Annotated in this window: 15 protein-coding genes; 11 read left to right on the forward strand and 4 right to left on the reverse strand. The window is 75.1% G+C overall.

Features of this window, described 5'->3' with window-relative positions:
* Nucleotides 1–72: 72 nt before the first annotated feature.
* Entirely contained in the window at nucleotides 73–594 is a 522-nt protein-coding gene (locus tag MCM47_RS24425) for a hypothetical protein (RefSeq protein ID WP_238863842.1), read from the reverse strand.
* A gap of 402 nt (nucleotides 595–996) precedes the next feature.
* Here MCM47_RS24425 and MCM47_RS24430 point away from each other — a divergent pair, with 402 nt between their 5' ends.
* Complete coding sequence (locus MCM47_RS24430) at nucleotides 997–4938, forward strand: beta-N-acetylglucosaminidase domain-containing protein (RefSeq protein ID WP_238863843.1); 3942 nt, start codon at nucleotides 997–999, stop codon at nucleotides 4936–4938.
* Nucleotides 4939–5040: 102 nt separating this feature from the next.
* Here MCM47_RS24430 and MCM47_RS24435 read toward each other — a convergent pair whose 3' ends face one another.
* Complete coding sequence (locus tag MCM47_RS24435; RefSeq protein WP_238863844.1) at nucleotides 5041–5682, reverse strand: HNH endonuclease; 642 nt, start codon at nucleotides 5680–5682, stop codon at nucleotides 5041–5043.
* A gap of 631 nt (nucleotides 5683–6313) precedes the next feature.
* On the opposite strand from MCM47_RS24435, the gene MCM47_RS24440 reads away from it, so the two are divergent.
* From MCM47_RS24440 to MCM47_RS24475, 8 genes are all read left to right on the forward strand, one after another.
* Nucleotides 6314–7438 (forward strand): mechanosensitive ion channel family protein, encoded by a 1125-nt coding sequence (locus MCM47_RS24440; protein WP_374209205.1) that lies wholly within the window; start codon nucleotides 6314–6316, stop codon nucleotides 7436–7438.
* A 232-nt stretch (nucleotides 7439–7670) separates the two neighbouring features.
* Nucleotides 7671–8861 carry an ROK family transcriptional regulator gene (locus MCM47_RS24445; protein WP_238863846.1) on the forward strand — a complete coding sequence of 397 codons (1191 nt, stop codon included), beginning with the start codon at nucleotides 7671–7673 and terminating at the stop codon, nucleotides 8859–8861.
* 180 nt (nucleotides 8862–9041) lie between these two features.
* On the forward strand, nucleotides 9042–10397 hold the full coding sequence (locus tag MCM47_RS24450; RefSeq protein WP_238863847.1) for an ABC transporter substrate-binding protein: 1356 nt from the start codon (nucleotides 9042–9044) through the stop codon (nucleotides 10395–10397).
* Between the two features lie 23 nt (nucleotides 10398–10420).
* Nucleotides 10421–11419 (forward strand): carbohydrate ABC transporter permease, encoded by a 999-nt coding sequence (locus MCM47_RS24455; RefSeq protein WP_238863848.1) that lies wholly within the window; start codon nucleotides 10421–10423, stop codon nucleotides 11417–11419.
* Nucleotides 11420–11439: 20 nt separating this feature from the next.
* Nucleotides 11440–12351, forward strand: a complete 912-nt coding sequence (locus tag MCM47_RS24460) for a carbohydrate ABC transporter permease (protein WP_238863849.1) — start codon at nucleotides 11440–11442, stop codon at nucleotides 12349–12351.
* A complete protein-coding gene (locus MCM47_RS24465) occupies nucleotides 12351–13640 on the forward strand; it encodes a 6-phospho-beta-glucosidase (RefSeq protein WP_238863850.1) in 1290 nt (429 codons plus the stop codon). Before MCM47_RS24460 ends, MCM47_RS24465 begins: the two co-directional genes overlap by 1 nt.
* Nucleotides 13641–13770: 130 nt before the next feature.
* The gene (locus tag MCM47_RS24470; protein ID WP_238863851.1) at nucleotides 13771–14790 is read left to right on the forward strand and encodes an N-acetylglucosamine kinase; all 1020 of its coding nucleotides are present in this window, start codon (nucleotides 13771–13773) and stop codon (nucleotides 14788–14790) included.
* Nucleotides 14791–15139: 349 nt separating this feature from the next.
* Nucleotides 15140–16465 carry an MFS transporter gene (locus tag MCM47_RS24475; protein ID WP_238863852.1) on the forward strand — a complete coding sequence of 442 codons (1326 nt, stop codon included), beginning with the start codon at nucleotides 15140–15142 and terminating at the stop codon, nucleotides 16463–16465.
* 227 nt (nucleotides 16466–16692) lie between these two features.
* Here MCM47_RS24475 and MCM47_RS24480 read toward each other — a convergent pair whose 3' ends face one another.
* Together MCM47_RS24480 and MCM47_RS24485 are read right to left on the reverse strand one after the other, a co-directional pair.
* Nucleotides 16693–18324 carry an FAD-dependent oxidoreductase gene (locus MCM47_RS24480; protein ID WP_238863853.1) on the reverse strand — a complete coding sequence of 544 codons (1632 nt, stop codon included), beginning with the start codon at nucleotides 18322–18324 and terminating at the stop codon, nucleotides 16693–16695.
* 158 nt (nucleotides 18325–18482) lie between these two features.
* The gene (locus MCM47_RS24485; RefSeq protein WP_238863854.1) at nucleotides 18483–19400 is read right to left on the reverse strand and encodes a diiron oxygenase; all 918 of its coding nucleotides are present in this window, start codon (nucleotides 19398–19400) and stop codon (nucleotides 18483–18485) included.
* Nucleotides 19401–19761: 361 nt separating this feature from the next.
* Between MCM47_RS24485 and MCM47_RS24490 the strand changes: the two genes are divergently transcribed.
* Both MCM47_RS24490 and MCM47_RS24495 read left to right on the forward strand, forming a co-directional pair.
* Nucleotides 19762–22401, forward strand: a complete 2640-nt coding sequence (locus tag MCM47_RS24490) for a SpoIIE family protein phosphatase (RefSeq protein WP_238863855.1) — start codon at nucleotides 19762–19764, stop codon at nucleotides 22399–22401.
* A 254-nt stretch (nucleotides 22402–22655) separates the two neighbouring features.
* Nucleotides 22656–24059: a glycosyltransferase gene (locus tag MCM47_RS24495; RefSeq protein ID WP_238863856.1), complete on the forward strand. Its 1404-nt coding sequence runs from the start codon at nucleotides 22656–22658 to the stop codon at nucleotides 24057–24059.
* Nucleotides 24060–24108 lie beyond the last annotated feature (49 nt).

Below are 24108 nucleotides of genomic sequence, written 5' to 3' on the forward strand. Positions count from 1 at the left end.
CCCGCCCGGGGGGGGGGCCCCGCCGAGGGGCGGCCCCCGCCGTTTCCCTCGCCTGTCCGGCCCCTCCGGCCGCTAGGCGTACGGACTGATCGAGAACTCCGGACGTTCACTCGGGAAGTCGTCCGGGAAGAGGTCCAGCCGCACCTCGCCGGAGAGCAGCGCGAGCAGCACCCCGGTGGAGCTCAGGGGCAGCCGGGCGAACCTCAGCCGGCCGGCCTGGACCGCCAGCGTCGGCCAGTCGTCCGGCTCGCCCACGGGCAGCCAGAACAACATGTCGGCGTTGTCGGTCCCCGCCCACTGCACCAGGTCGTCCGTGGTCAGGCCGTCCTCGGCGAGCAGCGCCGGCAGGTCGGGCTCCGGATACTCCCGCAGGAGGCGGCGCACCTCCTCCGTCTGCCGGACCAGGTCCAGCCCGGGCTGGGCCGATCCCTCCGCGTAGACCCAGAGGAACTCGTCGAAGCAGCCCGGCCCGTAGGCGCCGATCAGCGCCCGGTGGTTCGGCGGGACGGCGAACCCCGCCGGCGCCGTCGGCAGGACGGCGTTCCTCGGCCCGGACGCCGGGCAGAGGGCCAACAGGCTCTGCAGCTCGTTCACGAAGGACCTCACAGGTTGGAAAGGGTGTGTTTGACGGACCGGCCGAAGTCGTCGCCCACCTCGACGTCCCCCCAGACGGCGAGCGCCCCCCCCGGATCGTCATCGTGGGGCGTGACACTCATGATGACGGTGTTCGCTGCTCGCCCCCCGACCGCCGTGTAGCCGCGAAGGGGCCAGGTGACCACGCCGAGTTGGCGCCGATCGCCACCACCGTGACCGGCACCGGGGCGTGACGCCACGGCATCACTCCTGCCGACCGGCAGGAGCGGGCCCGCGGCGCTTCCTGGGCCAACCGGGCGACAAAGCAGACAAACTCGTCATACCAGTCGACGGCGTTGACACCGGCTGGGTCAACTGGTGGGCTTTGGCGGCGATGTCGTATCCGCCTGCGAGGAGGCTCCTGTGCAAGCCCGAGTGTCCGTCGCGGCAGGTCGACGGCTGCGGCAGCAGCTGGAACAGAGCCCTGCGCTGCGTGACGTGTTGCACCACCCGGCGGCGATCGCGGCCCGCCGGGCGACCGCCCGGACGTGCCGTCAGCTGGCGCCCAGGACGGCGGACCGGCTGATCGCGGACCTCAAGGGGACCGAGCCGCTGCTGGCGTCGGTCCGGGCGGAACGGGCCGCGGCCGCACGGCCGGGAGCGCCGAGCCGGCGCACCCTGCAGATGGCCGCGACGCTGTCGGCGGCGGCCGTGGTCGGCGGGCTGCTGGTGAGCGGACCGCCCGCGTACGCGTACAGCCCGGCGCCCGACGTGGTGAGCACCGCGTCGCAGACGCCGCTGGGCAGCATGAGCAACCCGCAGGTGTTCCCGCGGCCGCAGGAGCAGACCGTGGCCGGCAAGCCGGTCGCGGTGCCCGCCGCGGTGACCCTGGTGACCGCCCCGAAGGCGGACCTCGGCGCGGTGGACGCGGTGCGCGAGGTGCTGGGCGTGGCGGGGGCGACGTCGGTGACGCCGCAGGCGGACGCGGGCACGCCGGCCGCCGGTTCGCTGGTGGTGTACGTCGGGGGGACCGCCGAGGGCGCCGGCGGCGAGGTGGACCGGGTGCTGGGCGAGCTGGCCGCCGCGGCCGGCAAGGACGGCGCCGCGCCGTCCGCCGCCGGGATGCCGGCCGGCGGCTACGTGCTGTCGGCAGGCCAGCTGCCGGCCCAGGGCGGCGGCACGTACGGCGTGGTGGTGCTGGCCGGCACGGACGCCGCGGGCACCTTCTACGCGGCGCAGTCCATGCGCCAGCTGCTGGCCGCGGTGCCGGCCGGCCAGGGCACGGACTCCGGCGCGGCCGGGCTCGGGCTGCCCGGGATCACGCTGCGCGACTGGCCCACCGGCGCGCCGGTGCGCGGGACGGCGGAGGCCTTCTACGGCACCCCGTGGACCCAGCAGCAGCGGCTGGACCAGGTCGACTTCCTCGGCCGGTCGAAGCAGAACTTCTACCTGTACGCCCCGGGCGACGACCCGTACCGGCTCTCCCGGTGGCGCGACGGCTACCCGGCCGCCAAGGCGGAGGAGCTGAAGGCGCTGGGCGCCCGCGCCCGGAGGAACCACGTCACGCTCGGGTACGCGATCGACCCCGGGCAGGCCTTCTGCTACAGCTCGGCCAAGGACGCGGACGCGCTGGTGGCCAAGCTGGACGGGCTGCGCAAGCTCGGCTTCACCGCCTTCCAGCTGCAGTTCCTGGACGTCTCCTACGACGAGTGGCACTGCGGCGACGACCGCTCCACGTACGGCACCGGCCCGGCCGCCGCCGCCAAGGCGCAGGCCGAGCTGGTGGCCAAGGTGCAGGAGCGCCTGATCGCCCGGAACCCGGGGCTGGCGCCGCTGTCGATCGTCCCGACCGAGTACCACAAGCAGGGCGCCACGCCGTACCGCAAGGCGCTGGCGGCGGCGCTGCCGGACGCCGTCCAGGTGGCCTGGAGCGGTGGCGGGGTGATCCCGGAGAAGGTCACCGGCGCCCAGACCTCGGAGACCGCGGGCCTGTACGGGCGTCCGCTGGTCACCATGGACAACTACCCGGTCAACGACGCCAATCCGGACCGGCTCTTCCTCGGCGCGTACGGCGGGCGCGACACCGAGGTCGCCACCCGCTCGGCCGTGCTGCTGACCGGCGCGATGCAGCAGCCGGTCGCCTCCCGGATCGCGCTGGCCACCGCGGGCGACTTCGCCTGGAACCCGGCCGGTTACAAGCCGGAGGAGTCCTGGCAGGCCGCGCTGCGCTCGCTCGCCGGCCCGACCGGCACCTCCGCCACGCCCGCCGGGGAGGCACTGGCCGCCGTCACCGCGCTGGCCGGCAACAGCTCCTCCTCCCCGCTCTCCAAGCAGGAGTCCGGCTACCTCGCGCCGCTGCTGGACCGCTTCTGGGCGGCCGCCGAGCCGAACTCCGGCGCCGCGCCGGACCTCGCCAAGCTGATAGAGGCCGCGGCCCCGCTGCGGGAGGCCTTCGCCGCCATGGCGAACGCCCAGCGGACGCTGGCCGCCACCCCGGCAACCGCCGCGCTGGCCGCCGAGTCCGGCCCGTGGCTGGCCTCGCTGCACGACTACGGACTGGCCGGCCAGTCCGCGCTGGACATGCTGCTCGCCCAGCGCGGCGGCGACGGCGCGGCCGCCTGGAAGGCCCGGGTCGAGCTGAACAGGCTGCGCGAGCAGCTCGGCCAGAGCCCGGCGACGGTCGGCGCGGGCGTGCTCGGCCCGTTCCTGGAGCGCGCCGTGCAGGCCGCCGACAACTGGGCCGGCGTGGTCGGCGGCGGCATCACGGCCACCACCAGCATGGGCACCGCCCACGACCACCTGCCCGCGCTGATGACCGACGGCGTGGCCGACACCTTCTACTGGAGCTCGGCACCCCCGCAGCCCGGCGACTCGGTCGGCCTGGACCTCGGCGGCGGCCGCCCGGTCGGCACCGTCACCGTACTGATGGGTTCCTGGGGCAGCGGCCCGGACGGCCGGACCGCGATGGACGACTACATCCGCGACGGCGTGCTGGAGTACTCCACCGGCGAGGGCGGCTGGAAGCAGCTCGCGGTGGTGAGGAACCAGAAGAACATCAGCGCCCAGGTGCCCGCCGGCACGGTGGTACGGGGGGTGCGGCTGCGTGCCACCGCCGCCCAGAAGACCGCCGTGGCGGTGCGCGAGTTCACCGTGACCGCGCCGGACGAGGCCCCGGCCAGCGTCTCCGGCGGACCGGCCGCGCTGCCCGGCGCCTCGGCCTCCGCCGTCCTGGACGGCAACCCCGACACCGCGTACCGGGCGGCCACCGCGCCGACCGTCGCCGACGAGCCGCTCACCGTGGAGCTGGGCGCGGCCCGGCCGCTGGACCGGCTGACCATCCTCACCGACCCGTCCGTGCGGGCCAGCGCCACCGTCTCGCTGCGCCGCGCGGACGGGACGTGGGTGGAGATCGGCACCGTCCAGCCCGGCTACAACGAGCTGGCGGCCGGCGGCCAGAGCGCGGACGCGTTCCGGATGGCCTGGAAGGCCGGCGGCGAGCCGCCGGTGGTCAACCAGGTGATCCCCTGGTACGCGGACGTCCCGGCCGCCCGGCTCAGCCTGGCCGACGCCTCGCTGGACGTGGTGACCGGCGCGGCCGCGCCGGCGCAGGCCCGCGCGGTGGTCGAGGCCGGCCGGCCGGAGGGCGCGACCGGCGAGCTGCGCACCGAGGTGCCGGCCGCCGCCAAGGGCCTGACCGTCGCCCCGGTCGGCGGGGTGACCGTGCCGCGCGGCGGCAAGGTGGGCGTGCCGCTGCAGGTCAGCGCCGCCGCCGACACGCCGGCCGGGACGTACCAGGTGCCGGTGCTGTTCGTCTCCGGCTCGACCACGGTCCGGCAGGTGCTGCAGGTGCACGTGGTGCCGCCGACCGGCGGTCCCGACCTGGCCACCACCGCGCAGGCGAGCTCCTCGGCCGACGAGACGCCGACCTTCCCCGCCTCCGCGGTGGCCGACGGCGACCCGAAGACCCGTTGGTCCTCGCCGGCCAAGGACGACGCCTGGGTGCAGCTGGAGCTGCCGAAGGCCACCCACCTGGGCTCGGCGGTGCTGCACTGGCAGTCCGCGTACGCCTCCTCGTACAAGATCCAGACCTCGGCGGACGGCGTCTCCTGGACCACGGTGGCCACGGTGGACGACGGCAAGGGCGGCAACGAGACGGTGCGCTTCGACGCGCCGGGGGCGAAGTTCCTCCGGATGCAGGGCGTCGCCCGAGCCACCAAGTTCGGCTACTCGCTCTACGGCATCGAGGTCTACGCCGTCACCTCGGCGACGACCCCGCCGGCCGGGCAGCAGCCGGCCGCCCCGGCCGCCCAGCCGCCGGCCGCGCAGCCGACGACCGCCCCGAGCGCGCCGCCGCAGAAGCCCTGACGGGCCCCGCACGACGGCGGGCCGCCGCGCTCCCCGGGCGGGGTGCGCGGCGGCCCATGAGGCGTACCGGAAGTCGTGAGGGCAGGCCCTTGTGGAGCGGGGTCAGGCGGAGAGCGGTTCGGGCTGCTCGCCGCGGCGGACGGGGGCGGGGTGGGCGGCGTGGGCCCGCCCGAGCGGGACGGGGTGCGCCTCGGTATGGTCGTGGTGTTCGTACTCGCCCCACTGCGGGGCGCGCAGCTGGTCCGCGCCGCCGTACGGCTCCAGGTAGGGCCGCCAGCGCGGGTCCTTGATCCCGGTGCCGATGATGCGCCAGGCGAGGCCGCTGGGCGGGGCCGGCTGGCGCTTCATGCGCCAGCCGAGTTCGGTGAGGTGGCGGTCGGCCTTGGTGTGGTTGCAGCGGCGGCAGGCCGCCACGACGTTGTCCCACCGGTGCTGGCCGCCCCGGCTGCGCGGGATGACGTGGTCGACGCTGGTGGCGGCGGCCCCGCAGTAGACGCAGCGGCCGTGGTCGCGGGCGAACAGCGCCCGGCGGGTGAGCGGGACGGGCCCGCAGAACGGAACCCGGACGAAGCGGGTCAGGCGGACGACGGACGGCGCCGGAAGGGCGCTGGTGGCGCTGTGCAGAGTGACTCCCGAGTCCTCCAGGCTGACCGCCTTGTGGTTGAGGACCAGGATGAGTGCGCGGCGCATCGATACGACGCCGAGTGGCTCGTAGGACGCGTTGAGGACCAGGACATGCGGCACGGATGCCTCCTTGGACGCCTGCGGCGCGTGGCTCGCGCCGGGACGAGCGGTTGGATCACACAACGGGTGCGTGATCTCCCCCAGTGTCGCCTTACGCCTTCGTACGGCGCCACCACTCCTGTGTAACGGACCTGACGTGAACTCCGGGTGTGGCTTCTGTCATACCCCGTATGCCCGGGGGAGGGACGGGTTGCACGCGGAAGCCCGGTGGCGCCTTCCCGCGCCCGCCCGGGGGACGGCTCGGCCGGTCGGAGCAGTCCGGGGGCGGGGCGGACCCGGGCCCTGTCCAGGGGCGCCACAGGGGCGTGCAGAGGCGTTGACGGGGCGTTCGGGCCTTCTCCGCGCGCCGCCGAAGGGTCCCGGAAGCGCCCGGCAACCGCGCCCGACCTGCGGGCGTTCCGCCTCCGGGCGCCCTCGCGGCGTGTCCGGGGGGCGCTCCGGCGGCCGATAGGCTAAGGCGGACGGTCCGCAGGCCACGGCATGCTTCCGCGCCGGCGGGCTGTGCCACGCACCCTGCAGGAAGGTCCCGCCTGTGTTCAGCTCCGGTGACGCCGGTCTCCTGGCCGGTACGTCCACGACGACGCTCACCTCCACGCCGTCGAGCCCGTCGCCGAGCCCGACGGCCCCGGCGGTGCCGCAGCTCGACCTCAGAATCCCGACCAGCGCGCAGGAGGTCAGCGACACCACCAAGCAGGCCGCCAGCTGGTTCGACTCGCACTGGCAGGAGTGGCTGGCGAGCGGGGTCCGGATCGTCTTCATCGTCGTGCTGGCGCTGGTGCTGCGCGCCGTGGTGCGCAAGCTGATCACCCAGCTGATAGCGCGGATGATCAAGCCGGCCGAGAGCCACGACGAGCCGGGCGTGCTCGGCGGGCTGCTGGCCAACACCGGGGTGGTCAACCCGGAGCGCCGGCAGCAGCGCTCGGAGGCGATCGGCTCGGTGCTGCGCAGCGTCGCCTCGTTCACCATCCTGGGCACCGCGGCGCTGATGGTCCTCTCCGCGCTCGGGGTGAACCTCGCGCCGCTGCTGGCGAGCGCCGGTGTGGCCGGTGTGGCCATCGGTTTCGGCGCCCGCAACCTGGTCACCGACTTCCTCTCCGGGGTCTTCATGATCATGGAGGACCAGTACGGCGTCGGCGACGAGATCGACACCGGGGTGGCCACCGGCACGGTGCTGGAGGTCGGCCTGCGGGTCACCAAGCTGCGCGGCGCCAACGGTGAGATCTGGTACATCCGCAACGGCGAGGTGAAGCGGATCGCCAACATGAGCCAGGGCTGGTCGACCGCCACGGTGGACGTCCAGATCGCCTACAAGGAGAACCTCGACCGGGCCGAGGCACTGATCCGGGAGACGGCGGAGGCGATGGCCAAGGAGGCCCCGTTCGACGAGCTGGTCTGGGCGCCGATGTCGATCCTGGGCATGGAGTCGGTCGCCGCGGACTCGGTGGTGCTGCGGGTGGAGGCCCGGACGGCGCCGGGCAAGTCGCTGAGCGTGGCGCGGGCGCTGCGGCAGCGCCTGAAGGCGGCGTTCGACCTGGCCGGGATCAAGGTCAAGGAGGAGGCCGCGCCGGCCGGGGCCGCCGCTGCCGCCGCCGGTACGGCCGCCGCCGCGGCGGTGCTCACGGCGGCCGTGTCCGCGGCGCCCACCGACGCCGCCCCGCCGTCCGCGCTGGCCGACCCGGCCTCGCCCCGCTACCTCGCGACCGCACCGATACCGGCCCCGGTCAAGCCGGCCGACGACGGCGCCAGGACGCCCTGACGGCCCGCGGAGCCCGCGGCGGAACCGGACGAGAGCCCCGCCTCCCGAACACTCGGGGGAGCGGGGCTTCGTGCTGCGCGGTAACGCTTCGGCAACCTCCGCCGGAAGGGCCATTGACACCCTCCGGAGGAGCGCCGTACGGTCCTTGGCAAGCGACTGGAAAGTTTCCTAACAGTTCGCGCGAGTCGGCCCGACGGCCGCCGCGACCAGCGGGAGGAGGGAGGATCTCCGCGTGACCAAGTCGACCGCCAAGGCCCCCCTCGCCGGGACCCCCAGCCTGCTGCGCGCCATCAACGACCGCGCCGCCCTCGAACTGCTGCTGGAGAACGGACCGCTCTCCCGGACCCAGATCGGCACCCTCACCGGGCTCTCCAAGCCCACCGCCTCCCAGCTGCTGGCCCGCCTGGAGGCGGCCGGGCTGGTCCTGCCGGTCGGCACCACCGCCGGCGGACCCGGCCCCAACGCGCAGCTGTACCAGGTGAATCCGGCCGCCGGGTACGTCGCCGGGCTGGACGTCACCACCAGCGAGGTGCGGGTCGCCGTCGCCGACATCACCGGCACCACCCTGGCCGAGCACACCGCACCCACCAAGGGCTGGCCGGCCGCCGAGACGGTGGCCCGGGTGGCCGGGGCGGTCGCCGAGACCGTCCGGGCCGCCGGGCTCGCCGAGGGCAGCCTGCACACCGTGACCATCGGCGTCGGCGGCGCGCCCGATCCGGTCACCGGCAAGCTCCGCTACGCCTCCCACCTGCCCGGCTGGCACGCGCCGAGACTGCTCCAGGAGCTGAGCGCGGCGATCGGCGCCCCGGTGTCGATCGAGAACGACGTGAACCTCGCCGCCGTCGCCGAGCAGGCCTCCGGAGCGGCCCGGGGCTCCGAGGACTTCGTCCTGCTCTGGGCCGGCGAGGGCACCGGCGCCGCGATCGTGATCGCCGGCCGGCTGCACCGCGGCTTCACCGGCGGCGCCGGGGAGGTCGGCTACATGCCGGTGCCCGGTGCCCCGGTCATGCGGGACGTCCGGCGGCGCAACTCCGGCGGGTTCCAGGAGCTGGTCGGCGCACCCGCCGTCCGCGCCCTGGCCCGGGAGCACGGGCTCGGCGCGCCCACCGCGGAGGAGTCGCTCGCGAAGGCCCTGGAGACCCCCGGTGCCGGGGACGACTTCCTCGCGGCGCTGGCCGGGCGGCTCGCCGTCGGCCTGGCCGTCATCGTCGCCGTCGTCGACCCCCAGCTGGTGGTGGTCTCCGGCGGAGTGCCGACGGCGGGCGGCGAACGGCTGCGCACGCTCGTCGAGGAGGAGCTGGCCCGGATCTCGATCGCCCGGCCGGAGGTCCGCAGCAGCGGCCTGACCGGCTCCCCCGTTCTGCTCGGCGCGCTGCAACGGGCGCTGTCGGCCGCCCGGGAGGCGGTCTTCTCCACCCACTGACCGCCCGGAGTCCACCGGCACCACGCACCACCGCCCGCACCGCACCCGCACACCGCCCGCACCGCACCGCATCCGCCGACACCACCGACCCGCACCTGCACACCTCTCCTCTCCCCCAACCCCCGAACGCGGGCCCGGAGGCGCTGACGCCTGCCCGCGCACCCCCAGGAGGACCTCGAAGTGCACGCCAACACCCCCCGCAGAGGCCGCCGCACGCTCGCCGCCGTCGCCGGCACCGCCGTCCTGGCCCTGTTCGCCTCCGCCTGCACCGGCAGCAGCGACGCCGGGGGCAACGACGACTCGGCGAGCGGCAAGGACGTGACCATCACCTTCTGGCACGGCTGGAGCCAGGAGTCCGAGGTGAAGGCGATCGACGAGAACATCGCCGCCTTCCAGAAGGCCCACCCGAACATCCACGTGAAGACCGTCGGCAACATCGCCGACGACAAGATCAACCAGTCCCTGCGGGCCGGCGGCGACGACGCCCCGGACGTCGTCTCCTCCTTCACCACCAACAACGTCGGCATGTTCTGTTCGACCAAGGCCTTCGTCGACCTCAAGCCGTTCCTGGCCAAGAGCGGCATCGACACCGCCAAGACCTTCCCGGCCGCGATGCTCGGCTACACGCAGTTCCAGGGCAACCAGTGCTCGCTGCCGCTGCTCGGCGACGCCTACGGCCTCTACTACAACCTGAAGGCCTTCGCCGCCGCCGGCATCACGGCGCCGCCGAAGACCTTCAGCGAGTTCGCCGACGCCGCCGCCAAGCTGACCGTCGCCGACGGCGACTCCTACAAGCAGCTGGGCTTCATGCCGCTGTACCACGGCTACGAGTCCACCACCGAGCACTTCCTCGGCCAGTACGGCCCGACCTACTTCGGCACCGACGGCAAGTCCAGCCTCGCCACCGACCCCAAGGTCGCGGCGATGCTGACGTGGCAGAAGGGCCTGGTCGACAAGCTCGGCGGCTACGCCAAGCTGGACAAGTACCGGGCCACCTTCGGCGAGGAGTTCAGCGCCAAGAACCCCTTCCACACCGGCCAGGTCGCGATGGCCATCGACGGGGAGTGGCGCACCGCCTCGCTCGCCGAGAACAAGCCCGACTTCGAGTGGGCCACCGCGCCGTTCCCCGTCCCGGACGACCAGGCCGACACCTACGGCCGCGGTTACCAGACCGGCACCATCGTCGGCATCGCCAGCACCAGCCGGAAGCAGGCCGCCGCCTGGGAGCTGGTCAAGTACCTGACCACCGACACCGACGCGGTGGTCTCCTTCGCCAACGCGATCCACAACGTGCCCAGCACCTTCGAGGCGCTCAACTCGCCCAAGCTGGTCAGCGACCCGAACTTCAAGACCTTCCTGGACGTCGCCAGGAACCCCCACTCGGGCACCACCCCGGCGAGCGTCAACGGCGGCGGCTACATCGTCTCCCTGCAGAACCTGGGCTACGACTACGAGTCCGGCAAGCAGCCCGACCTCCAGGCCGGCCTCGCGGCCACGGCCAAGGAGATCGACGCCGCCATCGCCCAGGCGAAGTAGCGGGAACGGCCCACGGAGCTCCCATGTCACTCGCGTTCGGCACCCGCAGGGCCACCGGACCGACCGACCCGGCGGCGCCCTCCACGCAGCACCTGCTGCGCCGGAAGCGCCGCCGGGAGGCGGCCCGCACCCTCGCCTTCCTCTCCCCCTGGCTGATCGGCTTCGGCGTCTTCTTCCTGTACCCGCTGATCTCCACCGTCTACTTCTCGTTCACCAAGTACAACGGCTTCGGCGCGCCCGCCTTCAACGGCCTGAAGAACTGGGACTACGTCCTCAACGACCTCCCGGCGTTCTGGCAGGGCCTGCGGAACACCCTCTGGCTGGTCGTCGTCATGGTGGGCCTGCGGGTGGCGTTCGGCCTCGGCATCGGCCTGCTGATCACCAGGATCAAGACCGGCGTCGGCTTCTTCCGCACCGTGTTCTACCTGCCCTACCTCGCCCCGCCGGTGGCCGCCACGGTCGCCTTCGCCTTCCTGCTCAACCCCGGCACCGGCCCGCTCAACCACCTCCTGGGCGAGCTGGGCCTGCCCCAGCCGGGCTGGTTCGCCGACCCGGACTGGTCGAAGCCCGCGCTCACCATGCTCGCCCTGTGGGGCATCGGCGACCTGATGGTCATCTTCATGGCCTCGCTGCTGGACGTCCCCAAGGAGCAGTACGAGGCCGCCGAACTCGACGGGGCCGGCCCGCTCCAGCGGTTCCGGTACGTCACCCTGCCGAACATCTCGCCGATCATCATGTTCGCGGTGGTCACCGGGGTGATCCAGACCATGCAGTACTACACCCAGGCGATCGTCGCCGGGAAGGTCGCCGGCGGCATCGCGGGCAACTCCGGGCAGCAGTTCGAGCCCGGCTACCCGCAGGGCTCCACCTGGACCCTGCCCCAGATGGTCTACAACCTCGGCTTCCAGCGCTTCAACTACGGCGCGGCGTGCGTCGTCGCCCTGGTGCTGTTCGCCCTAGCGATGGCCGTCACCTCGATCCTGCTCCGCCGCAAGTCCGGCTTCATGGCGAGCGACGACTAGCGGACAGTGAGGAACCGATCATGACTCTCAGCCCGACCCTCGCCACCGAGGCGCCCGCCCGGCGGCCCGCCCGCCGCGCGCCCACCGCCGCCGCCCGCGCCGCCCGCCGGCGCGCGATCCTCAACTGGGTGGCCGTCCACGCGCTGGCGATCGCCGCCGCCCTGTTCTTCCTGCTGCCGTTCGTCTTCGCCTTCCTCACCGCGGTGATGACGGACAGCCAGGCGCTCACCACCGACTACTGGCCGACCTCGTGGGAGTGGGGCAACTTCGCCGAGGTCTGGGAGACGCCCGGCTTCCTCACCTGGTGGCGCAACACCCTGCTCTACGCGGGCCTCGGCACCCTGCTGACCATCGTCTCCAGCCTGCCGGTCGCCTACGCGCTCGCCAAGTTCCGCTTCCGCGGCCGCAACCTCGCCCTGATGGCCGTGATCGCGATGATGATGCTGCCGCCACAGGTCACCGTCATCCCGATGTACCTCTTCTGGGCGAAGCAGCTCGGCCTCGGCGGCTCGCTCTGGCCGCTGATCGTCCCGATGGCCTTCGGCGACGCCTTCTCGATCTTCCTGCTGCGCCAGTTCCTGCTGACCATCCCCAAGGAGTACATCGAGGCCGCCCGGATCGACGGCTGCGGCGACCTGCGCACCCTGCTCCGGGTGGTCCTGCCGATGGCCAGGCCGGCCGTCGCCGCGGTCGCGCTGTTCCAGTTCTTCTACTGCTGGAACGACTACTTCGGCCCGCAGATCTACGCCAGCAACAACCCCGGCGCCTGGACCCTCTCCTACGGCCTGGAGTCGTTCAAGGGCGCCCACCACACCAACTGGAACCTCACCATGGCCGCCACCCTGCTGGTGATGGCGCCGGTGATCGTCCTCTTCTTCTTCGCGCAGAAAGCCTTCATCGAAGGCGTGACACTGACAGGGGTCAAGGGCTGATGTCCTCACTCAAGCTGGCCATCGTCGGCGGAGGTTCGACGTACACCCCGGAGCTGATCGACGGCTTCGCCCGGCTGCGGGACACCCTGCCGATCGGCGAGCTGGTGCTCGTCGACCCGGCGGCCGACCGGCTGGAGCTGATCGCCGCCCTCGCCCGGCGGATCTTCGCCAAGCAGGGCCACGGCGCCACCGTCACGACCACCACCGACGTCGAGGCCGGCGTCGCCGACGCCGACGCGGTGCTGCTGCAGCTGCGCGTCGGCGGCCAGGCGGCCCGCGACCGGGACGAGACCTGGCCGCTGGAGTGCGGCTGCGTCGGGCAGGAGACCACCGGGGCCGGCGGCCTCGCCAAGGCGCTGCGCACCGTCCCGGTGGTGCTGGACATCGCCGAGAAGGTCCGCCGCGCCAACCCGAACGCCTGGATCGTCGACTTCACCAACCCGGTCGGCATCGTCACCCGCGCGCTGCGGAACGCCGGGCACCGGGCCGTCGGCCTCTGCAACGTCGCCATCGGCTTCCAGCGGCGTTTCGCCGGGCACCTCGGCGTCGACCCGGAGCTGATCCGCCTGGACCACGTCGGCCTCAACCACCTCACCTGGGAGCGCGGCGTCACCCTGCTCGACGCCCCCGGCGCGGCCACCGGCCGGGAGGTGCTGCCCGAGCTGCTCGGCGGCTTCGGCAAGGAGATCGCCGAGGACCTGCTGCTGCCGCAGCGGGTGATCGAGCGCCTCGGTGTCGTCCCCTCCTACTACCTGCGCTACTTCTACCAGCACGACGCCGTGGTGGCCGAGTCGAAGGCCAAGGGCTCCCGGGCCTCCGAGGTCGCCGCGATCGAGCGGCAGCTGCTGGAGCTGTACGCCGACCCCACCCTGGACACCAAGCCCGAGCTGCTGGGCAAGCGCGGCGGCGCCTTCTACTCCGAGGCCGCGGTGCAGCTGATCGCCGCCCTGCTGGGCACCGGCGGCGGGACGTCGGTGCAGGTGGTGAACGCCCGCAACGAGGGCGTGCTGCCGTTCCTGCCCGACGACGCCGTCATCGAGGTGCCGGCCGAGGTCGATGCGGCGGGCGTGCGCCCGCTGCCGCAGCGGCCGGTCGAGCCCCTGTACGCCGGCCTGATCGCGGCCGTCACCGCCTACGAGCACCTCGCCCTCGACGCCGCCCTGCACGGCGGCCGCGACCGCGTCTTCGACGCCCTCCTCGCCCACCCGCTGGTCGGCCAGATCGAACTCGCCGACCAGCTGACGGACCGGCTGCTCGCCCACAACCGCGAGCACCTCGCCTGGGCCTGACGGCCCGCCGCACCCGGCCCGCGCGCCCCGCCCGCCCCTGCGCGGAGGGCCCCGCGGGCCGGGTCGCGAGGAGACCCACCACCCCCGGCCGGGGACCACGGCCGGGCCACTGACGAGCCGCGGGGACCTCATGACCCACCAGCCCGAACCACTCCTGCCCGGCGTCCTCGCCATCGACGCGGGCAACTCCAAGACCGACGTCGCCCTGATCGGCGCCGACGGCACCGTCCACGGCTCGGCCCGGGGCGGCGGCTTCGCCCCGCAGACCATCGGCGGCGCGGCCGCCGTCGCCGGCCTCGCGCCCCTGGTCGAGGAGGCGGCTGCCGCCGCCGGCCTCTCCCTCCGCAGCGGCGTGCTCACCAGCCACGTCAGCGCCTGCCTGGCCAACGCCGACCTGCCGGTCGAGGAGGAGGCGCTGCGCGCCGCCCTGGAGTCCCACCCCTGGGGGCACAGCACCACCGTCGCCAACGACACCTTCGGGCTCCTGCGGGCCGGCACCGACGGCCCGCGCGGCATCGCCGTCGTCTGCGGCGCCGGGATCAACTGCGTCGGGCTGCTGCCCGACGGCCGCACGGCCCGGTTCCCCGCCCTCGGTGAGCTGACCGGCGACTGGGGCGGCGGCAGCGGCCTCGCCGTCAGCAGCATGTGGCACGCCGTGCGCGCCGAGGACGGCCGCGGTGGCCCCACCGCGCTGGCCCGGGCCATCGCCGAGCACTTCGCGCTGCCCAGCACCGGCGCCGTCGCCGAGGCCGTCCACCTCGGGCAGCTCCCGTTCGCCCGGCTGCACGAGATCGTCCGGGTGCTGTTCGCGGTGGCCGGGGACGGCGACCAGGTGGCCCGGGAGCTGATCGACCGGCAGGCCGACGAGATCGTCCGGCTCGCCGTGGTCGCGCTGAGACGGCTGGACCTGCTGGACCAGCCGACCCCGGTGGTGCTGGGCGGCGGGGTGCTCGCCTCCCGGCAGCCCCTGCTGCTGGACAACGTCACCGCCCGGCTGGCCGCGGCGGCGCCGCTGGCCGAGCCGCGCGTCGTGGTCGCGCCGCCCGTGCTGGGCGCGGCCCTGCTCGGCCTGGACCACCTCGGGGCCGGCCCGGCCGCCCAGGCGCGGGTCCGGGAGGCGTACGACCCGGCGCGACGCGTGGCGGCGTAGCGGCGTAGCGGCCGCGGCGCGTTCCCGTGCCTCCTCCCCGACTCCGTTCCCGCCGGGTCCGCACGCCCGGCGGGAACGGGATTGCGCCGGCGGTCCACGGCGTGCACTCCGGTGCGGATCCCCGGGCACGTCTCCCGGGGGACCCCCGCCCCTGACGCCGAGGCTGCCCCGCCAGGCGCACCCCGGCCGCACCGCAGGGCCGCCACGGCGGCACGTCCGACCTCGTCCAGGACGCGCAGGCCGCACCGTCCGCATCGCCGAACCCGCTCACCCGCGGGCAGCGGGAAGCCGCCGTCCGTCAGGTGGGCGGCCCTACTGAATCACCCGTTCATCTGATGAGCTGCCCCGCATGGACGAGGAGCAGGGCGACCGGCGGCGCTGGCTGGTGCTGGCGGTCGGGATGTTCGCGATGACCTCCGGGTGCGCGTTCCAGTTCGGGCTGCCGTACCTGATCCCCGCGCTGCGGGACGAGGGGCTGTCGCTCTCGCAGGCGGGCCTGATGGCCGCCTGCCCGACGATCGGCCTGGTGCTGACGCTCACCCCGTGGGGAGCGGCGGCGGACCGGTGGGGTGAGCGGTGGGTGCTGGCGTCCGGCCTGGGGCTCGGCGGGCTGGTGCTGCTGGGGGCGGCGCGGGTGGACGGCACGGTCGGGCTCGGCGCCTGCTTCCTGCTGGCGGGCGCGGCCGGGGCGTCCGCGCACGCCTCCAGCGGGCGGCTGATCCTCGGTTGGTTCCCGGCGCGGCAGCGCGGGTTGGCGATGGGCCTGCGGCAGACCTCGCTGCCGCTGGGCGTCGCCGTCGCGGCGCTGCTGCTGCCGCCGCTGGCCGGGCACGGGCGGGCGACCGCGCTGGTCGTGCTGGGCGGGGCGAGCCTGGGGGCGGCGCTCCTGGTGGTGGCGGCCGTCCGGGATCCGGCGCGGCCGGCGGCCGGCGACGGGAGGCGGGCCGGCAACCCGTACCGGACCTCGGTGCTGTGGCGGCTGCATGGGGCGGCGACGCTGCTGGTGGTGCCGCAGTTCACGGTGTCGGTGTTCGCGCTGGTCTTCCTGGTGGACGCGCGCGGGTGGCCGCCCGCGGCGGCCGGTCCGCTGCTGGCCTGCGTGCAGGTGGCCGGGGCGGGCACGCGGCTCGCGGCCGGGCGCTGGTCGGACGTGGCCGGCAGCCGGGTGGGCCCGATGCGGCGGCTGGCGCTGACCGCGGCCGGCGCGCTGGCGGTGCTCGCGGCCGGCGCGTCCACCGGCTCGGCGGTCGCGGTGGCGGCGCTGGTGGCGGCCGGCGTGCTGACGGTGTCGACCAACGGACTGTCGTTCACGGCCGTGGCCGAGTACGCGGGTTCGGCCTGGGCCGGCCGGGCGCTGGGCGTGCACACCACCGTGCAGAACGCGGTCGCGGCCTGCGTCGCCCCGACGATGGGCGCGCTGATCGCAGCGGCCGGCTACGGCACGGCGTACGCGCTGGTGGTGGCGTTCCCGCTGGTGGCCGCAGCGGTGGTGCCACCGGCGTCACCGGCGCTGCACGGGACGTCGGCCGGTCCGACTTCCCGTGCAGCCGCGGGCGGCTCCGGCAGGCGTCGAGCCACCGGGAGCACCGGCGTGGCGGAGACCGGCGCCCGGGCCTCCCGCGGCACGGGCGCAGGTCTCCCGGGCGGCTCTTCGTGCAACGAGCCCGGTCGGTAGGGTGCTGCGGTTCGGACAGCGGCGGGAGGGGCGGCGGCGTGGCGGAGTCGGGCGGGCCGGAGCAGCGGATACGAGAGGCCGTCGAGAGCGGGACGGTGGTCGACCTGAGGGCGGCGGGTGCCCGTGGCCGCCCCTCCGGCGGCCACCGACCCACCACCTCCCTTCCCCACACGAAGTCGGCCCCGTCGACCTTCTGCGCGGGCAACCGGTGACCCGCGGCCCGCGGGTCAGCGGGGGCGGCGGCGGGTGGCGGCGAGGAGGGCGGGGACGGTGGTGAGCTTGATCCGGGGCCGGCCGGCGGCCCGGCCGAGCTCGCGCTCGGTGCGGTCGATGGCGCGCAGTTCCTTGAGTCCGAGGGCGTCCGGCCGGCGGCTGCGGACCAGCCGGGCGAGCTCCTTGCCGCCACCGGTCGGCACGGGCAGCACGCCGGCGGCCGCGTCGTCCAGGAAGGCGTCCACGGTCTCCTGGGAGCAGGCCCGGTTGGCGCCGATCCCGCCCGAGGGGCCCCGCTTGGCCCAGCCCACCACGTACGTCCCCGGCAGCGGTTCCCCGGTCGCCGGGTCGACCACCCGGCCGACGCGCTGCGGGACGGCCGCGGTGTCCACATCGAAGGGGAGCCCGGGCACCGGCACGCCCCGGTAGCCGATGGACCGCACCACCAGGCCGGCCGCGACGGTCCCCCCGCCACCCCGGCCGTCCTCGACCCGGAGCCCTTCCACCCGGCCGTCGCCGGCCAGGGCCGCGGGCGTGGCGAGGAAGCGCAGCACGATCCGCTTCCCCGGGCGCGGCGGCGCGGCGGTGTCGACCGTCTCCAGCGGCAGCCCGGCCAGCAGGGCCGCCTTGGAGCCGGGGGCGGCGTCGGCGAGCGCGGCCCGGACCTCCGGATGGTCCTGCACCACCACCTCGACGCCGGGCAGCTGCCGCAGGGCGAGGAACTCGGGCCTGGTCCAGGCCGCCTGTTCCGGCCCGCGGCGGGCCAGCAGCACCACCTCGCGTACCCGGCTGCCGCGCAGCGCGGCCAGCGCGTGGTCGGCGATGTCGGTGGCGGCGAGCCGGTCCGGGTCGAGCAGCAGGATCCGGGCGACGTCCACGGCGACGTTGCCGTTGCCGATCACGACGACCCGTTCGGCGGAGAGGTCGACGGCGTCGGCCGGCACGGTGGGGTCGGCGTTGTACCAGCCGACGACGGTGGTCGCGGGCAGGCTTCCGGGCAGGTCCTCGCCGGGCAGGCCGAGCCGGCGGTCGCCGGCGGCCCCGACCGCGTAGACCACCGCGTGGTGGTGGGCGGCCAGTTCGGCGTGGCTGACGTCGCGGCCGACCTCCACGTTGAGGTGGACGGTGAGCCGGGGGTGGTGGAAGAGGGAGGCGAAGCTCTCGGCGATCCGCTTGGTGGCCTGGTGGTCGGGGGCCACGCCGTGGCGCAGCAGCCCGCCGGCCACGGGCAGGCGGTCGATCATCGTGATGTCGGCGCCGGTGGTGCGGAGCAGCGACTGCGCGGTGTAGCTCGCGGAGGGGCCGGTGCCGACGATGGCGACGCGCAGCGCGCCGAGGCCGTCGGGCAGGCTGCGCGGGAAGGTCGGCGCGCTCCAGGCGTGGTCACCGGGGTGGTCCTGGAAGTACTGCCGGTTGAGGTCGCCGAAGACGGTGTCGGGGCCGGCGAGCCGGTCGACCGGGAAGACCGCGTCGACCGGGCAGGCGTCGGCGCAGGCGCCGCAGTCGATGCAGGCGGCCGGGTCGACGTAGAGCATGTCCGTGCTGCCGAACGCGGGCTCGTCGGGTGTCGGGTGGATGCAGTTGACCGGGCAGACGGAGACGCAGGAGGCGTCGTTGCAGCAGGTCTGGGTGATCGCGTAGGCCATGGCCGGGGTGGGGTCCTCGCTGCGTGGGGGAGGGAGGGTCGATCGGGGCGGGCTGCGGTACCGGGCCGCCGGCAGCGCGGCCCGGGCTCGGCGTGCGTGCCGGGCTCGGGGCACGGTGCCGGGTCCGGGGAGTCGCCCGGCTCGGGGCAGTTGCCGGCTCAGAGCATGTGGATGCGGCGGTAGATCGCCGTCGAGGCACGGGTGAGCAGCCCGGCCTCGGCCAGGAACGCCATCAGGTGGCGCGAGCTGGTGCGCATCATCGCCCGGCGGTGCTCGCTGCCGCGCACCTCGGCGACCGCCCGCTCGACGTCCAGGCCCGCGGCCCGGTACACGCCGGGGTGGACCATGCTGCCGACGATGACGAACGCGCCGGCGGCGATGCCGGTCGCCGCGGCCCGCCGCCGCGCCGGGCCCGCGTCCCGCAGCCGCTCGCGGATCTCCTGGCGGGCGAACTTCATGTGCCGGGACTCCTCGACCACGTGGATCCGGGACGTCCCGCGGACGATCTCCAGGACGTTCTCGCCGCGCATCCAGTCGCGCTGCATGACGTCGAGCACCTCCTCGGCCACGAGGATGCCGCCGTAGGCGAGTTCGCCGCGGGCGGTGGCCTTGTAGAGGCGGCCGGCCTGGGCGATCAGCCGGTTCGGTTTGTACTGCGGGACGCCCATCTTCTCGCAGGCCCGGGCGAACATGATCGAGTGCCGGCACTCGTCGGCGATCTCGGTGAGCGCAAAGCGGAACTCGGCGCTGCCCGGGTCCTTCAGGTACTGGTCGCGCAGCACCATCTGCTGCAGGATCATCTCGAACCAGATCCCGGTCGTCATGATCGAGCAGACCTCGTGCCGGGTGAGGGTGACCCGCTGCTCCTCCGACATCTCGCCCCAGAGGCGGGTGCCGTACAGGGTGCTCCACTCGGGGTTGAGGCCGTAGTGGCCGTCGGGGAGCGGGGCCTCCCAGTCGATCTCGGTCGCCGGGTCGTAGGAGAGGGTGGCGGCCGACTCCAGCAGCCGCTTCGAGACGTCGTCGTCGGCCGCGGTGTGGCCGTGGAACCGTGCCGCCGTACCGGTCCGGGTCATGGCTGCCTCCAGGTGCGTGGCCTGCGGGGTCCCCGCCGACCCCGCTTATTGACGGAGAGTACAATAAGAGGCCGGGCCCGAGAACCCCTCGCGCAGCCACTGCGCGCCTCGCGACAGCGCGCCTCGGGTGCGCGGGTACCGCCACTCCGCGCGCCCGCCGCACTGCGCGCCGTACCCGCGCTGCTCCGTACCGCTGGCGGCTGCGCCCGTCGGAGGGATGATGGCGGGGTGGGCCTGCACGGCCGGGAGCGGACGGGCGGCCCGAGCACCACGGTCGGTCGCGGGTCGGTCGCGGTCACGACCGCCGGGCGGCGAACGGCCGGTCGGCGGGACACGGGCGAGACACATCCGAGGGGTGCACATGGACAGCCGGCGGTTCCCCTACGTCGACCGCGCGGCCGGCGCGCTGCTCGACGCGGCCGGCCGGATCACCCGCTGGACGTCGGAGGCCGAGCGACTGCTCTCCCTGCGGGCGGACCAGGTCTGTGGCCGGTCGGTCCGGGCGCTGCTCGCGGACCCGGCCACCTGGCCCGCGCTGCTGGCGGCCCGGGCGTCGGGCGCCTGGTCCGGCCAGGCCGTGGTGCGCTCCGGCGACGGCGACGACCTGGGGGTCGTCTTCCAGGTGCTCCCGCTCGCCGCGCCCGGTCCTGCTGCGACGCCCGACGCCGGAGCCGACCCCGCTGCCGACCAGGGCGACCCCACTGCCGACCCGGGTGCCCCCGGCGACGCGGAGCCTCGCTACTTCGTGCTCGCCGCCCCAGCCGGCCTGGTCGCCCAGTGGCGCCAGGACCAGGCGTTCACCCGCGAGCTGTTCCTCCAGGACCGGGTCGGTCTCGCCGTCTTCGACGACCGGCTCCGGCTGGTCAGGACCAACACCCACCTGCTCCCCTACACCGGCCTCCCGCCCGACCTCGGCGGCCACCGCCTGGGCGACTTCCTGCAGGCCGCGGACGCGGCGGCGGTCGAGCGCCACCTGCACGAGGTGCTGGAGTCCGGCCGGCCGCTGGTGCTGGCCGAGGAGCTGGTCCGCACGATCGACGACCCGGGCCGCGGCGCGGTGATGGCCGTCTCGGCCTTCAGGCTGCAGGCGCCCGACGGCAACGCGATCGGCGTCACCGCGCTGTTCACGGACGTCACCGAGCTCCACCGGACGGGTGAACGCCTCGCCGTCCTGCACCGCGCCACCGCCGCGGTCGGCAGCTCCCTCTCGGTCGCCAGGACGGCCGAGGAGCTGGCCGCGGTGCTCGCGCCCGGACTGGCCGACCTCGCGGTGGTCGAGGTCGCCGAGGCGGTCTTCAGCGGCGACGAGCCGGTACCGGACCGCGACGGCCGGCTGCTGCTCCGGCGGGCCGCCGTCGCCGTCGACCAGCACCCCGGCTCCGGCGCTGACGCCTTCGCCGTGCCGGCCGCCGCCGAGCAGGTCCTGGTCGACGCCACCGACCCGCCGGGCGGCCACGACCTGGCGGCACCCCCTGCCGCACCCCCTGCCGGGGCCTCCGCCCAGGCCCCCGACGACGCCCCGGCCACCAGCGACGACCCGGCCACCGTGATGACCGCGCCGCTGCGCGCCCGCGGCGCCCTGCTCGGCCGGGTGACCGTCCGCCGCGGCCCGCACCGCCCGCCGTACGGGCCGGCCGACCACGACCTGCTGCGCGAGATCGCCGCCCGTGCCGCGCTGGCGCTCGACAACGCCCGCCGCTACACCCGCGAGCGCCGGGCCGCCGTCGGCCTGCAGCGGAGCCTGCTGCCGCCGGCGCAGACCGAGACCTCCGCGGTCAGCACCGCGAGCGTCTACCTGCCGACCGACACCGCCACCGGCGTCGGCGGCGACTGGTTCGACGTGATCCCGCTGTCCTCCGCCCGGGTCGCCCTGGTCACCGGCGACGTGGTCGGCCACGGGCTGGAGGCCAGCGCCACCATGGGCCGGCTGCGCACCGCCGTCCGCACGCTCGCCGACCTCGACCTGGAGCCGGACGAACTGCTCGTCCACCTCGACGACCTGGTCTCCCGGCTGCTGGCCGACGAGGACGAGCCGTACGCCCCCGAGGTGCCCGGCGGCGGCCTCGACCAGGGCTGGGGGCACGCGCCCGACCACGGCGGGAGCCGGTGGAGCGGGGGTGCGGCCGGTGACGGCGAGGTGTCCCGCCCCGGCGCCGGAGCGTCCGCGCCGGGCGGTCCCGCGGACGGCGACGAGTGGCCCCCTCCCCGCCGCGCCGTCGCCTTCGGCGCGACCTGCGTCTTCGCCGTCTACGACCCGGTGTCCCGGCGGCTGGCGGTCGCCTCGGCCGGCCACCCGCCGCCCGCCGTCGCCGCGCCGGACGGCAGCGTCGAGTACGTGCCGGTGCGCCCCGGGCCGCCGCTCGGCGTCGGCGGACTGCCGTTCGAGGTGGCCGAGGTCGAGGTCGTCCCCGGCAGCCTCCTCGCGCTCTACACCGACGGCCTGATCCACGGCCGCGACGGCGAGACCGACCTCGACGAGGGCATGGCCGAGCTGCGCCGCCGCCTCGCCCGGCCCGGCACCACCACCGCCGCACTGCCGGAGCTCGGCCGGGAGCTGGTCGACGGCCGGCCGGCGGACCGGCTCGCCGACGACGTCACGCTGCTGCTGGCCCGCACCCGGGCCGTGCCGCCCGAGTCCACCGCGACCTGGTCGGTGGAGGCCGACCCGGCCGCCGTCGCCGCCGTCCGCGAGCGGACCGCGGAGCACCTGACCGCCTGGGGGCTGGAGGACCTGGTCTTCACCACCGAGCTGGTGCTCAGCGAGCTCGTCACCAACGCCATCCGCTACGCGGGCGGCCCGGTGGAGGTCCGGCTGATCCACGCCGAGCGGCTGACCTGCGAGGTCTCCGACCCCAGCGCCACCCAGCCCCGGATGCGCCGGGCCCGGGTCACCGACGAGGGCGGCCGCGGCCTCTACCTGGTCGCCCAGCTCACCGACCGCTGGGGCAGCCGCTACACCCGGCACGGCAAGACCATCTGGGCCGAGCAGGAGTTGCCTTAGGGCGTGCCCGACACACCGGCAGATCACCCGGCGGACCGTGCCGGTGACATGGTGACGCGACCGCCGGGCATCCGTCAGCATGGTGTGCGCGCCACGGCATCCGCGAGCCGGTCGGCTCCCGCGATGGCGATCGGACGTTGATCGGATGTTCATTCCGTTCGGCCACGGTGGTGCCGACGGCCCCGGAGCCGTCGTCCCCCTGCCGACGGCGCCGTCTCCCCCTCGGCCGCCGCACTCCCCGAAGGGAACCCCCCATGCCCAAGGTCATCGTCGCGGCCACCCCCGCCGCCGGGCACACCGGTCCGCTGCTGCGGATCGCCGGCCACCTCGCCGGACTGGGCCACGACGTGGTGTTCCTGGGCGGCGCCCGCTTCGCCGAGCCGGTGGCGGCGGCGGGCCTCGGCTTCCGCGCGCTGCCCGCGGAGGCCGACTTCGACGATCGCGACCTCGCCGTCGCCTTCCCCGAGCGGGAGCTGGTACCGCCCGGCCCGGAACGGACCGCCTGGGACGCCATGCACATCTTCGGCGACCCGGTGCCGGCCCAACTCGCCGCCCTGCACGAGCTGCTGGCACAGTTCCCGACGGCCGCCCTGATCTACGACAGTCTCTTCCTGGGCGGGGCCGCCCTGGCGCTCGAGCGGAAGGCCGGTGACCGCCCGGTCGTGGTGGCCGTCGGCACGTTCCCGGTGATGGTGGGCAGCCGGGACACCGCACCGTTCGGCCCGGGCCTGCTCCCACCGGCGGACGACGCCGAGCGGGCCCGCTACGCGGCGCTCACCGAGCAGTTGGCCGAGCGGGGCCGGCCGGTGACCGAACACGTGCGCCGGGCCTTCGCCGCCGCCGGCGTGGAACTGCCCGCCGGCGAGCGGGCCCGGGCCGTCACCGAGGCCGCCGACCACTTCCTGCAGCTGACCGTGCCCGGCTTCGAGTACCCGCGCGGCGACCTGCCCACCAACGTGCGATTCGTCGGCGCCCTGCCGCTGCCCGCACCGGACGGCGCGCCGCTGCCGCCGTGGTGGCCCGAGCTGACCCGGGCCCGGGCGGAGGGCCGCAAGGTCGTCGTGGTCACCCAGGGCACCGCCGCCAACGGCGATGTGACGGCGCTGCTGGCACCGACGGTGCGTGCGCTGGGCGAGCGGTCGGACCTGCTGGTCGTCGCGGCCACCGGCCGCCGGGACGGGGAGCGGCTGCTGACCGCCGCGGTGTCCCGACTGCCCGCCAACGTCCGGGCGGCCGGGTACGTCCCGTTCGACGCGCTGCTCCCGCACGCGGACGTGCTGGTCAGCAACGGCGGCTACGGTGGCGTGCACACCGCGCTCGGACACGGCGTGCCGCTGGTGGTCGCCGGCGGGAGCGAGGACAAGCCGGAGGTCGCCGCCCGGGTGGAGTGGACCGGCACCGGGGTCAACCTGCGCACCGGCCGGCCGTCCGCCGAGGCCGTGGCGGCCGCGGTCGAGCGGGTCCTGACCGACCCCGGGTACCGTCGGCGTGCCGAGGAGCTGCGTACCGAACTGGAGGCCTATCGTGCGCTGGACGTGATCGCCGAGCTGGTCGCCGGCCTGACCCCCACCCCGGCCGACCGGACCCACCGGAGCGACCCGGCCGACCGCACCCGCCGGGCCGACCGCGCCGCGGCGCTGGCCGCCGAGGCCGGCTGAGCACCGGAACACGCAGCTTCCCCACCCCTCCCCCGCACCAGGGGTGGGG

The organism is Kitasatospora sp. A2-31, assembly GCF_022288725.1.
Lineage (GTDB): Bacteria > Actinomycetota > Actinomycetes > Streptomycetales > Streptomycetaceae > Kitasatospora.